At 52.6% G+C, this 13,167-nt stretch carries 12 protein-coding genes; 9 read left to right on the top strand and 3 right to left on the bottom strand.

Features of this window, described 5'->3' with window-relative positions; genetic code table 11:
• Positions 1 to 262 precede the first annotated feature (262 nt).
• From HG66A1_RS16895 to HG66A1_RS16885, 3 genes are all read left to right on the top strand, one after another.
• A complete protein-coding gene (locus HG66A1_RS16895) occupies positions 263 to 679 on the top strand; it encodes a hypothetical protein (protein ID WP_145186384.1) in 417 nt (138 codons plus the stop codon).
• A gap of 961 nt (positions 680 to 1,640) precedes the next feature.
• Entirely contained in the window at positions 1,641 to 2,243 is a 603-nt protein-coding gene (locus tag HG66A1_RS16890) for a leucine-rich repeat domain-containing protein (RefSeq protein ID WP_145186381.1), read from the top strand.
• 179 nt (positions 2,244 to 2,422) lie between these two features.
• Positions 2,423 to 3,025, top strand: a complete 603-nt coding sequence (locus HG66A1_RS16885) for a hypothetical protein (protein ID WP_145186378.1) — start codon at positions 2,423 to 2,425, stop codon at positions 3,023 to 3,025.
• Positions 3,026 to 3,620: 595 nt separating this feature from the next.
• On the opposite strand, the gene HG66A1_RS16880 is transcribed toward HG66A1_RS16885, so the two are convergent.
• Both HG66A1_RS16880 and HG66A1_RS16875 read right to left on the bottom strand, forming a co-directional pair.
• A complete protein-coding gene (locus HG66A1_RS16880) occupies positions 3,621 to 4,385 on the bottom strand; it encodes a hypothetical protein (RefSeq protein ID WP_145186375.1) in 765 nt (254 codons plus the stop codon).
• A 93-nt stretch (positions 4,386 to 4,478) separates the two neighbouring features.
• The gene (locus HG66A1_RS16875; RefSeq protein ID WP_197996632.1) at positions 4,479 to 5,960 is read right to left on the bottom strand and encodes a sulfatase; all 1,482 of its coding nucleotides are present in this window, start codon (positions 5,958 to 5,960) and stop codon (positions 4,479 to 4,481) included.
• A gap of 244 nt (positions 5,961 to 6,204) precedes the next feature.
• Between HG66A1_RS16875 and HG66A1_RS16870 the strand changes: the two genes are divergently transcribed.
• From HG66A1_RS16870 to HG66A1_RS16845, 6 genes are all read left to right on the top strand, one after another.
• Entirely contained in the window at positions 6,205 to 6,741 is a 537-nt protein-coding gene (locus HG66A1_RS16870; RefSeq protein WP_145186373.1) for a sigma-70 family RNA polymerase sigma factor, read from the top strand.
• Positions 6,738 to 8,084 carry a FecR family protein gene (locus tag HG66A1_RS16865; protein WP_197996631.1) on the top strand — a complete coding sequence of 449 codons (1,347 nt, stop codon included), beginning with the start codon at positions 6,738 to 6,740 and terminating at the stop codon, positions 8,082 to 8,084. The genes HG66A1_RS16870 and HG66A1_RS16865 overlap by 4 nt, the downstream gene beginning before the upstream one ends.
• A 109-nt stretch (positions 8,085 to 8,193) precedes the next feature.
• The gene (locus HG66A1_RS16860; RefSeq protein ID WP_145186367.1) at positions 8,194 to 9,150 is read left to right on the top strand and encodes a DUF1559 domain-containing protein; all 957 of its coding nucleotides are present in this window, start codon (positions 8,194 to 8,196) and stop codon (positions 9,148 to 9,150) included.
• Between the two features lie 72 nt (positions 9,151 to 9,222).
• Positions 9,223 to 9,633: a hypothetical protein gene (locus tag HG66A1_RS16855; RefSeq protein ID WP_145186364.1), complete on the top strand. Its 411-nt coding sequence runs from the start codon at positions 9,223 to 9,225 to the stop codon at positions 9,631 to 9,633.
• A gap of 83 nt (positions 9,634 to 9,716) precedes the next feature.
• Entirely contained in the window at positions 9,717 to 11,039 is a 1,323-nt protein-coding gene (locus tag HG66A1_RS16850) for a Gfo/Idh/MocA family protein (RefSeq protein ID WP_145186360.1), read from the top strand.
• Positions 11,040 to 11,067: 28 nt separating this feature from the next.
• Positions 11,068 to 12,300, top strand: a complete 1,233-nt coding sequence (locus HG66A1_RS16845; protein WP_197996630.1) for a PmoA family protein — start codon at positions 11,068 to 11,070, stop codon at positions 12,298 to 12,300.
• An 81-nt stretch (positions 12,301 to 12,381) separates the two neighbouring features.
• Here HG66A1_RS16845 and HG66A1_RS16840 read toward each other — a convergent pair whose 3' ends face one another.
• Positions 12,382 to 13,035 (bottom strand): hypothetical protein, encoded by a 654-nt coding sequence (locus HG66A1_RS16840; protein ID WP_145186355.1) that lies wholly within the window; start codon positions 13,033 to 13,035, stop codon positions 12,382 to 12,384.
• Positions 13,036 to 13,167: the final 132 nt, after the last annotated feature.

Raw genomic sequence — 13,167 nt, 5'->3', positions numbered from 1 at the left:
AACAGGAAACCAACCGTGAAAAACAGGGTGCGGCCCCACGTGTCCGCCCTCCGGGTGATAATGAATCCAGTATCATTACCAACGGAACTACATTCCAAACCCATCATTTTAAGGAATGCCCCTCACACCCCTAGCTGAAAAATGTTAATCTGAACCAATAACCAGTTCAGGTCCTCGCTACCTTACCGCTGTCTCATTAAACAATCACAGAAATATCATTCCGAAGCTGAGAACTGTTTCACACGAACATCGGGTATTGAAAATGAAAAACTATCTCAAGGATTTCCTCGTATTGCTGATCGTAATCGCAGGCATGGGCGTCGGCGCTGTCCTGCCGGGGGAGTTCACTTTCAGGTTATGCACGATTGCAGTCTGGTCTCTCATGGGATTGTGGATCGCTTATCGACTGGAAGAACAACTCGATGCCTCCACCTGTGTCAGGTATGCGATGATGTTCGGTGTTCTGGGCGCCTTTATGGCACCGGCCGCGAATCCCATCATCTCAGGTGGTAACTGGCTGGATGGCTATCCTTTCTTCATCATACTCATGGCCGGTCTTTTCGGGTTCTGGCTCGGTCGGCGATTGAAAGAAAAATACCCCCCAGAAACATTCAAAAAAATTGCATTCGCAGCCGGCGTATTTTCCATAGGAATCGTGAGTATCCTCTATTTCATATAGTCGACCCTGAAATCGACAAGCAGCAGGGGACAATTGGCTTACACCTTTTTACTCAGACATCAGATGGATCATTCACTGAAACAACGTCTTAAGATACTCGTCGTATCTGACACATCATTACAGTTCGTAATCGAAGAACTGCGTCAGGTGAAAAGCGAGGGCTTTCAGCAGGAGAAGGTTCGAACGACATTGGAAGGTCTTCGCCAGGAATGTAAAACCGAAAAGGAAGAAGATCGAATACTCGAACTGTTGGACTTCGTTACAGGATTTTGCGCGCCAGATAATCGGATCTGGGAAAACTGATCCCAAAGTCAGATGGTCTGCAGTGACACTTCGCTACCTGCCAGCATTAAGACACGACAACAACAGGCAAAACCAAAGCAGCCGCAGGGCCTTAGCCCCGGTCGAAACAAACAAACCATAACCAGCCTGCCAACCTCTGAAAACCAGGGTGCGACCCCACGTATCCGCCCGCCAGATCCTTCATTCCCGATTATGTCTTCCATCTCGAACAAGTTTCCGCTAAGATCACCCGTACAAGCAGGCCTGCGTGTCTGCCAGATGCCATTTGATCCCATCCTGCTCTCATTGGCACCTGACTGAAAACCCGCTGACGTCGGTTGCCACAACCGTTAGGCCCAAATGCATTTCGGGCCGGGCGCAGCGAGCAGGAATCATCCCAGATCGAACTATGGTGTGCGGACTCCCATGTCCCCGCCTGGTGATACTGATTCTGAATCAGCCCCCCAATGTTCTCTGTCAGGGCTGCTGCTGATCCCGTCAACCCGACGGTCGATGTTAAGCAAAAGTAACGCACGCCCGTAGCTGAAAATCGCGAAGTGGAACGGATCCGAACTTCACAAAGAGAACCGAAGAATCCGGTTCCCGCTCCCTTCAACTCGACAAAACAGAAATTCATCAATCTCAACATTTGAAATCCATGATCAGGAAAGGAAATGGTATGGAAGATTTAATATCGTTCGTCGAAAGTAAGGGCGGACGCATTTCGCAAAACGAACAGGGCGAATTTGTCTGGGTAGATCTGACGAACCAAAAGGTAGATGACCAGGATCTGGACATCTTTATGCAATCAGGCGTCTCTCAAATTACGTATTTATTTCTCAGCGGCACACAAGTGACAGATGAAGGGCTTGCAAAATTAACGTACCTGCGGCGACTGGAGGACCTTGACTTGGGGGGCACAGAAATTGCAGGGATCGGATTCGCCAATGTCAAGTTCTCATCACTTAAGAAACTCTCATTATATGAATGTGATATGCTGACAGTGGATGGATTCAAAGAAATCGTCAACTGCCAAAATCTTGAAAAACTGGATTTGATTGAAAGCAACATCGACGATCAATTTCTGCAGGAAATAGCCAAACTCCCCAGGCTAAAAACTCTGTGGGCTGATTACACCAGACTGACAAACGCAGGTCTGCCATATTTGAACGACATGACTCAGTTGAAATCGCTCAGTACCAGGGGCACTGCAGTCACACGAGAGGGCATGCTGCAACTCTGGAAACATCTCCCCGATCTCAACAAGGAATTGATCATGTGATGCTTAATCGGATGCATTGAAACGTGATTCGCAAGCGCCCCGGGTAGGCCCGAGTGCAATTCGGTTCGAGCACAGCGAGTAGGAAACATTTCAGATCGAACTGAAGATTCAGATCCTGCTCCCTTCATCGATTCGTCAACATGATCAATCAGTGAACTCAATAATAAGAAAGGAATGGTATGGATGAATTAGCTGCGTTCGTTGAGAAGAAAGATGGGGTCTCCCTGCAAAATGAACTTGGCGATATTTGTTTGGTAGAACTTGCTAACCAAAATGTTGATGACCTCGATCTGGACATTTTTAAACAATCATGTGCCAATGAAATAACGCATTTATATCTTAATGGAACGCAAATTAGCGACGAAGGGCTTGCAAAATTAGCGTCCCTGCAGCGACTGGAAATACTTGACCTGGGGGATACAAAAATAACCGGAACCGGATTCGCCACCGTCAAGTTCACATCACTCAAGAAACTCTCGTTTCGTGAATGCGATAAGTTGACCGTGGAAGGTTTCCAACAAATCGTCAAATGCCAAGATCTTGAAAATCTGAATTTGATTGAAAGCAACATCGAAGATCCGTTTCTGCAGGAAATTGCAAAGCTCCCCAGGCTAAAAACGTTGTGGGTCGATCACACGAAAGTAACGAATGCAGGCCTGCCCTACTTAAACGGCATGACTCAGTTGAAATTGCTCGAAATAAGAGGCACCGCAATCACACGCGAGGGAATGCTGCAACTCTGGCAACATCTCCCCGATCTCAACAATGGATTCATCATGTGATGATTAATCGGATGCTTCCAAAACGTGATTTGCAATCGCCCCCGTATCCTCCTGAGCGGCAAGGCGCTAGCCGCCGGTAATCAGTGAGATCATCAAAGTACATCACGGTGGCAAACGCTATTCCGCTCAAATCAAAGCAGCCGCAGGGCCTTAGCCCCGGTTGAAAAATCAACTCAGAACCAGCCTGCCAACCCCGGAATAGGAGCGTGCGGACCCACGTGTCCGCCCGCCGGGCGACAGGGAGAAAAGACACGATTCTTGTCTGATGCCGTTTACCATTTGGTTACAGAGTACAGACCTGCCAGGATAAACAGGAGAAAAGTCACAATACGAGCTTTGAAAAGGAAGTCATGCACTGTGACCAGGTCTCTTAATTTCTCATTCGAATCACAACGGGCGAAATCAGAAATCATCGACCATGTTTTCAATTCACGCACATTAAGAAGTTCATTCGGCTTACTGATGATCAAGTCTGCATTTCGCGCATGCCGACAGGCGATGGAAAGACAAACCTGATCAATGACAGTGAAAAGAAAACAAAGTGCAAAGGCAGTCAATGTAAGAAGCATTGTCTGACTCCTGAGAAAAACTATCTTTACTGCTTCACTTTTGGGTTGCTGTCACCAAAAAAGCTCCAGGGTTTCTCCTCAGTTTTCTTTACCTTTCTGGTCTGGGGATCAATCCAGACCGTCGCAGCAAACTTTTTCGTCCGATCAGTCAAATCGAGTTTCAATAAGCCGGCGTCCCATTGCAGCTTTTTGAGAATCGGGGTGGCACCTTGAGAGCTGAATGCACCATTCGTAAACATCCACGGGTTTTTGATATGCGCCCCCAGCAGGGTTGTATTTTCTTGTTTCAACACATTGCTTAATGGTAGCGCTGACTGCAGCAATGTGAAGCCTGAGATATCCTGTTCAAAACGAGATGTCAGTTCAGGGGAGACCGCATTCGGATCACGCTGCAGTAAACTCTCGCACCAGTCGATGCGATCTCCTATGAGGCGAAAGCCCAGAATCCCCTCTTGCAACACCAGATAAGTATTCTGTTCGGGGCCCGCCCAGGTCAGGCCTGATTGGGGATCGGAGAAGATAACCACAGGAATGGTCCGCTTTCGGGAGCCATGCTTCAGTTTATAAACGGCACGTTTTCCTGTGATCATCTCAGGTGACTCAGCCCCTGATCGCAGTAATGGGACCTGTGTATCTTGCCAGGCGACTGTCTGCTGTTTTTTGATATTCTCCGGAAACCCGAGATACTCCTTCGTCGGTGAGTTCTCCTGTAGCGCGAACAGTCGGTCCACAGGTCCGGCGAATACAGCCCACAGAAGAATTGTCGCACTGAGAAAATGGGAAAAGCTCATACTGCTTACTCCTGATAAACCAACGAGAAATAGAAAACGTGTCAGGATTCAATAATGGCTACCACTGCAAGACTGCATCCAATATCCCCCAGCTCAATCAGGCACCACGGCCCCTTTCCAGTTCTTTTTCAGCTGAGCCGACAATTGTTTCACCACCCGCTTCTGGTCCGGCTGACCGGCGATGTTATCGTTCTCGGCACCATCCTGCCGATGGTCGTACAATTCGCGGTCGACGACCTTACCTGACTTACGGTCCTGCCATTCGGTGTAGCGGTAGCGATCCGTTTTCATCGAATAACCCATCACGCGTCCCCGTGGATACTGGCTGAAAGCGGCCGGCTTCCAGGGACGCTGCGGGTTGCTTAACAACGGTTTGAAGCTGGTCCCTTCCAGGTGCGCGGGCAGGGGGAGTCCCGCTAAATCGCAGAGCGTCGGGTAGATATCCACAAATTCCACCAGGGCCTCGCTGGTTTTTCCCTGCGCCTGCATCCCCGGTGCCCGAATGATGAGCGGCACGCGGGTGTCGTTTTCAAAGTTCGTATGCTTGCACCAGCCGTTGTGTTCGCCCAGCTTCCAGCCATGATCGCCCCACAGAATCACAATCGTGTTCTCATCCAGTTCCAGCCGCTGCAGTTCATCCAGCACTTTACCAATGTTTGCATCAGTGAAACTGACGCAGGCATAGTAACCGTGCCGCAACTGCAATTGCTGCTCGTCGGTCAGATCCCCTTTGGCCGGCATGTCAGAATAGTTCCGCAGTTCTCCCCAGTTGGTCAACGCGAATTTCGGTGCGTTCTCAGGCGGGAAGCGGTTCTCAGCCAGCTTGATCTGCCTGCGGTCGTAGAGATCCCAGTACTTCTGCGGCGCCACAAAGGGGAGGTGCGGCTTCAGAAATCCGACCGCCAGGAAGAAGGGCTGCTGATTCTGTTTCAACTCCCGGAGTGATTTAATCGCCTGTTCGGCGATCGCCCCGTCGCGATACTGTTTGTCCGGCACATCCGCCATCTCCGTAGCGGGCCCCCGCGTCAGCTTAGAACGTTGCCGCCAGTTCATTTTTTTTACGTCGAGTCCTTTAGTCCGTTCCCGAATTCCCGCCAGCGTCTCAGGCAGCTGATATCCTCTGCCTCTGACCGTGGGGTAAGCATCCCATGACGCCTTATCGTTCAGGCTCCCATGATAGATTTTGCCCATCCCGATCGATTTGTATCCATGCTTCATGAACTGCTGTGTCAGTGTCACCACATCGGGCACCGTCTTACGGAAGTGCGTATCCAGATCGTAGACCTTCGTCGAATCGGGACGCAGCCCGGTCATCAGGCTCGTCCGCGAAGGCGAACAGACCGCCTGCTGGCAATAAGCCCGATTGAACAGCAGACCACTGGCCGCCAACTGATCGATGTGCGGACTCTGAATATGTGACGCTCCATAACAGCCCAGCTCGGGCCGCAGGTCATCCACGGCAATGAACAGCACATTCGGGCGTGACTCAGCCCGCAACTCGTTGGAATTTCCACCGACGAGCACTAGACTCAGACAGAACAGCATCAGTAAAGCAAAACGGGACAGGACTGGCATCGGAGCACTCCAGTGTTGAGGAATCATGGATTATTTCAACCCGTCGGTCAGAAGCCCGTGCAGTGGCCAGCGTGGGAGACACAACTTCACAAAAATCACCGGTCAGGGCACGCCTATCATAGCCCTCCAGGCACCCCTGAGCTACTTTTGGGATAAAATATGGTGAATTTTCAATTTTGCGCGTAAAAAATCGCGTGCTCGCGACCTTACTAATCAGGAAACAAACAGCCAATGAAAGCGAAACATGCCTGCTGAGACAGATTCACAATCTGCCGTCACACAGCTGCTCGTGCAGTATCAGGGGGCATTGTACGCCTACCTCTATGCATGTGTACGCAATCCCACCGACGCGGATGACCTGTTTCAGGAAGTTTCCATGGCGGTGGTCGAGTCGTTTTCGCAATTGCAGACCGAAGACGGCTTTTTTCCCTGGGCACGCGAGATCGCTTCTCGCCGTGTTCTCGCCTTTTACCGTAAGTCGAAAAAAGAGCAGCCGGTCAGTCCGCAGGTCATCTCAGCACTCTCCGACGCCGCCCATCATGTGGAACAGCGTCAGCCGCTCTCGGAGCGACAGGAGAGATTGCAGGAATGCCTGGAGCGTCTGCCCCGGAGGAGTCGAGAGTTGATCGCCCGTTATTACAACACCTCAGGTGAATGCGGTACCCGGGTCGCCCGGCAGTTCGGTCAGAATGTGAACGCGGTTTACGCGAAAATTCATCGTATTCGGACGATCTTGCGCGATTGCATCGCACAGCGTCTGCAGCAGGAGTCAGGAGAGTGAACGAATTGAATGACGATCAACTGTTGCAGGCTTACCTGGATCGCAGCCTGTCTGCCCAGGGGACAGCGCGGCTCGAAGAACGACTCTGCCGCGAACCCGAACTCGCAGAACAGCTGATCGAGTTTGCCAGCGATGATCTCGTCCTCCGCGAATGGGCCGCCGACCAGGACCACGTATTCGGTCTTCCCACTGAAACAGAATTCCTCCCCGAGACAGACAACCTGCAGCCACGCCCGACGGTACGCCGCCTCTGGTATCCGGTCGTTGCGGTCGCTGCGTTATTGCTCCTGCTGACGGGCGGCTATCTCCTGAAGGGAACTTTCCAGCTGAAAGAAGCGGAAACCGTCGTGTTGAGTTCGGGAGAACGCGTACAGAATCATATCCGGCAGGTCCTCGCTGAGGGATCGGCGGAACTGCACTTTCCGACCGGGGCCACCGTTCTGATTTCCGCGCCCGCCGCTTATGAAGTCACCGGGAAGAATTCGATCCATCTGCAGGAAGGCAAGTTCATCGCCAATGTCCCCAGCACGGGCATCGGGTTCCAGGTCGATACGCCCCACGGTCGGGTTATCGATCTGGGGACACTGTTTTCCGTACAGACTGCAGAAACCGAAGATACCCGGGTTGAAGTCTTTCGCGGCAAAGTCATCGCGTCCCTCGTCGATCCGGCCGGCGTTGTCAGCAGCAGTCGACAGCTCGACGAACATCAGTCGGCGAAAATCGACTCGCGTCAGAAAAGAATCGAAGACACCCCCGATTTTCGCACCCGGGGCGAACAATACGGCATTAAAGGTTATTCCAACTCGGTGATCTTCCAGGAAGAACTGCCCGAGGCACTCGCAACCGGCAAGTATCAGGTCTTCGAACACGACGACCTGGCCTTCATCTTCCCCGAACGCAGTCAGGTTAAGCTGCCCCGGGATTTAAGCGTGCTGGTCTCGCCAACCCCGGAGGAGCAGCTCACAGAGAACAAACTGCACTATCCGATTCTGCTCCCCGCGGGGACGAAGGTCGATTGTTTTCGCGTTTATTATGATCCCGCCCTCCAGGAAGGAACCTTTCTCCCGGTGCAGGGGGAGATTACATTTGAGCGACCCGTGCTGGGCGTCATCCTCGAAAAGAAAAAGCTGAACCGGACCGATGTCTTATTCCATCCGCCGGTCAAACAGTCCGCCGGAGACATTTATCACCAGGGAACCGAAGTGGATAGGGGCATTGTCGATCCCAAGGCCCGCTACGATCAGGTCATGCTCTCCGCCGATCGCAAAACACTTTCGTTCGTCCTGCTCTCAGGCGAAAAATACGTCGACGAGTTCCGCGTGATCGTCGAGTCCGCTAACTGACCGTTGGCTGCATTGAGCACTGCCTGCATTACGAGTTCCATAGTCAAACGTTCCTGATTCATAAGAGGTTTTTGTATTACTGTTATTTAATAAACGTAAAGAGGAAAACATGGGCTACCTGAAAAGACGAAGAGACGGTTTTACGTTGATTGAACTACTGGTGGTGATCGCCATCATTGCGATTCTGATCGCGCTCTTACTGCCGGCGGTACAACAGGCGCGGGAAGCGGCGCGCCGCAGTACCTGCAAAAATAATCTGAAGCAGCTCGGCATCGCACTCCACAATTACCACGATACGCATCGGGTCTTCCCCTTCGCGACGGTCTGTGGCGTCAACGTTTCTGCTTACACCGGACAGAACTATGCCCGGCAGTCCTGGTTTCATCTGATTTTACCCTACGTCGATCAGGCACCGCTGTACGATAAACTCCGGGACGGCTTCCAGTCCGGTACCGTCAGCGACTTCGCTTCCCATCCACAACGTTCGGTGAAGGTGCCCGTTTTCATGTGCCCCTCAGATCCCAACAGCGGAAAGATCGGCAGTCAGAAAAGCACATTCTACTCGAACTACCTCCTTTGCTCGGGATCTACGACGCAGGGGGCGACAGGAACGTTTCCCAAACTGAATGGCATGTTCTTCAACATCTCGAAAGTTCGCATCAGCGACATCACCGATGGTTCTTCAAATACGATCGCCGCCGGAGAGATCAATCTCGTTGATGATACTCCCAATGCTGGTCCGGTTGCCGACTGCCTGACCGTGGGCGATTTACGCGGCCGCGTCTGGGGAACCAAATACGTAGGCGGCGGAACATTTACAACCCTGCAGGGCCCGAATACCTCAGTGCCCGATACCGTGACCTACGGTTATTCGCGGGACTATGCTCCCATCAGTACCTCCTGTTCCGGCGGAGACAATGCCGTTTATGCCCGCAGTCGCCATACCGGCGGCGCACATTTCCTGCTCGGAGACGGCGCGGTCCGTTTCATTTCCGACAATGTCGATACCAGCACTTTTCGCAGCCTGGGCACCCGCGCCGGCGGTGAAGTGCTCGGAGAGTTCTAACCGATTCCAGTGCGTTCACAGAGAATCAGATTGAATTGCCATTGTTGATTGTTCTGCAGGGAAAGAAACGGAATGACCGTCAGAAAGAAAAATGTATTCCATGTTGCGTGTCTGTTGTTACTGAGTGGAATCTGCCAGGCCTGCGGTTCCAGTGACGGCCCGGTGATGGCCCCCGTCAAAGGGGATGTCACCATCGATGGGACGCCACTCCCTCAGGGGGATATCATCTTCGAGCCGGCTGACGGCAAGGGGAGCGCCTCTGCGGGAGTCATTCAGCAGGGCCATTTCGAGTTTTCCAGCTCGGTCGGCCGAAAAAAGGTGCTGATCTTTGCCTCACGCAAGACCGGAAAGAAAGGTGATTTTGGAGAGGATGTCATGGAATCGTATATTCCGAAGAAATACAATACAGACAGTGAACTCATCGGCGAGGTCTCTCCCGATGCGGACAATAAGTTTGTCTTTCATCTCGAACAGGCTCCCTGAAATCACGCGACCTGAATTGACCACTACGATTTGATTGAAAACCGGCAATCCAACCGCCGCTGATGAAAGGAAAAGGATTATTCATGAGTTCGTCAACTGAAGTGACACGACGAGAGATGCTCAAAACATCGTTGTTGAGCGGGGCGGGCCTCTGGCTCGGGGCACACACGGCCCAGGCAGAAAGCACCTCACCGAATGAGAAGCTCAACATTGCCTGTATCGGGCTGGGGAACCAGGGGAACGCGAACCTGGGACTGGTTTCCAGCCAGAACATTGTCGGCCTGTGCGACGTCGATTCCGCCCGCACTGATAAATACCAGGCGAAGTTTCCGAAAGCGAAATCCTTCGCCGATTTTCGCGTCATGCTCGATAAGCTGGAAAACGAGATCGACGCCGTCGTCGTGACGACTCCCAACCACACCCACGCCACTATCGCTGTCAACGCCATGCGGCGCGGCAAACACGTCTACTGCGAAAAGCCGCTGGCCCACTCCATACATGAAGTCCGCGAAATGCAGCGTGTGGCCCGTGAGGAAAAGGTCGTCACCCAGATGGGCACCCAAAACCACGCCGGGGAAAATTACCGGCGGACGGTCGAGCTCATTCAATCTGGAGCCATCGGCGATGTGCAGCAGGTCCACGTCTGGTTTGGACGACCGGGAGGCTGGCGACGTTATAAGCATGTCGTTGATCGTCCTGCCGAACCACAGCCGATTCCCAAAACCCTGAACTGGGATCTCTGGGTCGGCCCGGCGCCGATGCAGAACTTTCATCCCTGTTACCATCCCCACGACTGGCACTACTGGTGGGACTTTGGTAACGGCACGCTGGGGAACATGGGCTGCCACTACATGGACCTGATTTTCTGGTCGCTGGATCTGCAGTATCCCAATGCGGTCGAAACCAAGGGCCCCGATCTGCACCCCGATTCCACTCCGTTCTGGCTCGATTGTCACTGGCAGTTTCCGGCCCGGGGCTCGAAGCCTCCCGTCGAAGTGATCTGGTACCACGGACGCAACACCCCCGAACCTGTTCTCGAACTGGGTGGCCCCGAATGGGCGGCGGGAATTCTGTTTGTCGGCACCGATGGCATGCTGGCCGCGGATTACGGTAAGCGCGTATTGCTGCCCGAAGAAAAATTCGCCGGCTTCAAAGCACCGCCGAAAACGATTCCACCGGCAATCGGCAATCATCGCCAGGAATGGTATGAAGCCTGCAAAGGCAACGGCAAAACCAACTGCCACTTCGATTATGCAGCCCCATTAACGGAAACAATCCTGCTGGGCAATCTCGCCTTCCGCGTCGGCGAGAAAGTGGAATGGGATGCAGACAAAGGTGCTGCCACGAATACCGACCAGGCCGCGCAATACGTACAACGCGAATACCGCAAAGGATGGACACTCTAAGATGCCGCTTTATAGATTGAAGTCATACATGAAATCACAACTACGAACTATCGCACTCCTGATGCTGGCACTGTTTGCAGGGACCGATGCATCCCTGTATGCAGGTCCCGCCGTCACCCTGAAAGTCAGCGCCGGCAAACACGATCGGCAGCAGACCGTCATCAGTCTCCCCGTACCTGAACCACTTCAGAATCAGAAACAGCTGACGCTGGTCTGCCTCGATGACGGAAAGGAAGTTCCGGTGCAGATTGATGCCTCGGATTCCAAACGGACTCTGGTCTGGATTCTCAGCAAACCGCTGCCTGCAGGCACCTCGCGTCAATATCGCCTCCATGCGGCGCAATTCACGAAGCCGGCCGAGCAGGTGACTGTCGTCGATGATGGCAGCCATCTGAATGTCAAAGTCGCCGACAAGCCGGTGCTGACCTACAATCACGCCATCGTCAAGGCACCGAAACGGGATGAGTCTTACTACGACAAGAGCGGTTACATTCATCCGCTTTATACGCCCTCCGGCAAAGTGATTACCGACGACTTCAACCCTGACCATGCCCACCAGCATGGCATCATGTTTTCCTGGCGAAAGATCCTCTTCGAAGGGCGAGAAAACAACGGCTGGGATCAGAAATCCAAACTGGGGAAAGTCGCACACAGCCAGGTCAATTCATTTACTGGTGGTCCGGTGTTCGGCGAAATAGATACTTCCATCGAACACATCGACCTGACGAAAAAGACGGGCCCCGTGACGATGCTCAACGAAAACTGGAAAGTCCGCGTCTATGCGCTGGAGAAACAGTTCCTGTTTGATATCGTTTCTGTCCAGAAGTGTGCGACCGAAAAACCGGTCACCATTGATAAGATCCATTACGGCGGCATGACCATTCGCGGACACGCCGACTGGCATACGAACCATGGCTATGATTATCTGACCAGCGAAGGCAAGAACAAGACCAACGGCAACCAGTCTCGGCCACACTGGGTCGAGATGTATGGTCCCCTGGGCGACGAAACCGCCGGGGTGGCGATTTTCAGTGCACCGACCAATTTCCGGTCCCCACAACCAGTGCGACTGCATCCCACGATGCCTTATTTCTGTTTCGCGGTCGCTTCGCTCGATCCCTTTGATATCCAGCCGGGCCAACCCTATGTCTCACGCTATCGGTTCTACGTGCATGACGGAAAGCCCAGCCAGGAAGTGGATCAACGCTTATGGATTGACCTGGCCGAGCCGCCTGAGGTCAAAGTGATCAGTGGTCCTTAATTCCGTTAACGGGATCACGCGCATAAAAAACTGGCCCGAACAGGGATTCGGGCCAGTGAAGTGACTGAAGTCAGATTGTGACTACTTGATCGACTTGATCATGTTCTCAATGTCTTCTGCGTTGTACTTGTCAGACGCGATCTGCAGGAACAGGAAAGTGGCTCCGGTTTTGCCCGGGAAGACACCCATGACCTGGTGAAACCTCTTGTCGTTCTTATCCGTGCCTTCGGCGAACGTGAACTCGACTTTTTCACCGTTGATTTCAAATTCTTTCTGTTCCGTTTTATCGATCTTCAGTTCCCGCTGGTTCTGATTCTGCTGTTTCAGGTTCTGACGGAACTCTTGGTTCATGTCGACCATGCCATCGTTCGGCATACCGAAACTCATCAGCACCAGTCCGCCATCTTTCTCTTTTTCCTCGTAGATCGCCATCAGGATCTTTTTGCCGATGACATCCGCCGACATGCCCATCTGGGGAACGAAATATTCGGGAATGTTGATCGTGGCGATCTCATTCTGGATTTCGGTGATTTCCTGTTTGTTCTCAGTTACCTTGGCCTTCACGTTCCGTACGGCATAGAAGATACCGCCGCAACAGAGCAGCATGCCGATGCCCCCGAGCGCCAGCAGGATGAGCAGGATCTTAACGCCGGAGCTCATTCCCTGTTTGGGGGGAGCCGAATATTCTTCCGGTTTGAATTGATCATCGTCTGCGTAAAAATTGTCGTCGGACATCGTCGCTTATCCTTTTTTCCGGCTGGCGGAGCGAAAACTGTGTCGAAAACAGGCGATATCGAGGGAATAACACAAGGGGGTGACCGCCTGATGACCGTCAGTCTATAACGAATCGGGCAGGGAAACGAGCGA

This window comes from Gimesia chilikensis, from assembly GCF_007744075.1.
GTDB lineage: Bacteria > Planctomycetota > Planctomycetia > Planctomycetales > Planctomycetaceae > Gimesia > Gimesia chilikensis_A.
Note: the sequence above shows the minus strand (reverse complement) of the source record. Positions and strands in the feature narration are given on the sequence as shown.

Bases quoted from the DNA above. Each gene is read 5' to 3' on its own strand.
- HG66A1_RS16895 (WP_145186384.1), top strand. From the start codon at position 263: ATGAAAAACTATCTCAAGGATTTCCTCGTATTGCTGATCGTAATCGCA.
- HG66A1_RS16890 (WP_145186381.1), top strand. From the start codon at position 1,641: ATGGAAGATTTAATATCGTTCGTCGAAAGTAAGGGCGGACGCATTTCG.
- HG66A1_RS16885 (WP_145186378.1), top strand. From the start codon at position 2,423: ATGGATGAATTAGCTGCGTTCGTTGAGAAGAAAGATGGGGTCTCCCTG.
- HG66A1_RS16880 (WP_145186375.1), bottom strand. From the start codon at position 4,385: ATGAGCTTTTCCCATTTTCTCAGTGCGACAATTCTTCTGTGGGCTGTA.
- HG66A1_RS16875 (WP_197996632.1), bottom strand. From the start codon at position 5,960: ATGCCAGTCCTGTCCCGTTTTGCTTTACTGATGCTGTTCTGTCTGAGT.
- HG66A1_RS16870 (WP_145186373.1), top strand. From the start codon at position 6,205: ATGCCTGCTGAGACAGATTCACAATCTGCCGTCACACAGCTGCTCGTG.
- HG66A1_RS16860 (WP_145186367.1), top strand. From the start codon at position 8,194: ATGGGCTACCTGAAAAGACGAAGAGACGGTTTTACGTTGATTGAACTA.
- HG66A1_RS16855 (WP_145186364.1), top strand. From the start codon at position 9,223: ATGACCGTCAGAAAGAAAAATGTATTCCATGTTGCGTGTCTGTTGTTA.
- HG66A1_RS16850 (WP_145186360.1), top strand. From the start codon at position 9,717: ATGAGTTCGTCAACTGAAGTGACACGACGAGAGATGCTCAAAACATCG.
- HG66A1_RS16845 (WP_197996630.1), top strand. From the start codon at position 11,068: ATGAAATCACAACTACGAACTATCGCACTCCTGATGCTGGCACTGTTT.
- HG66A1_RS16840 (WP_145186355.1), bottom strand. From the start codon at position 13,035: ATGTCCGACGACAATTTTTACGCAGACGATGATCAATTCAAACCGGAA.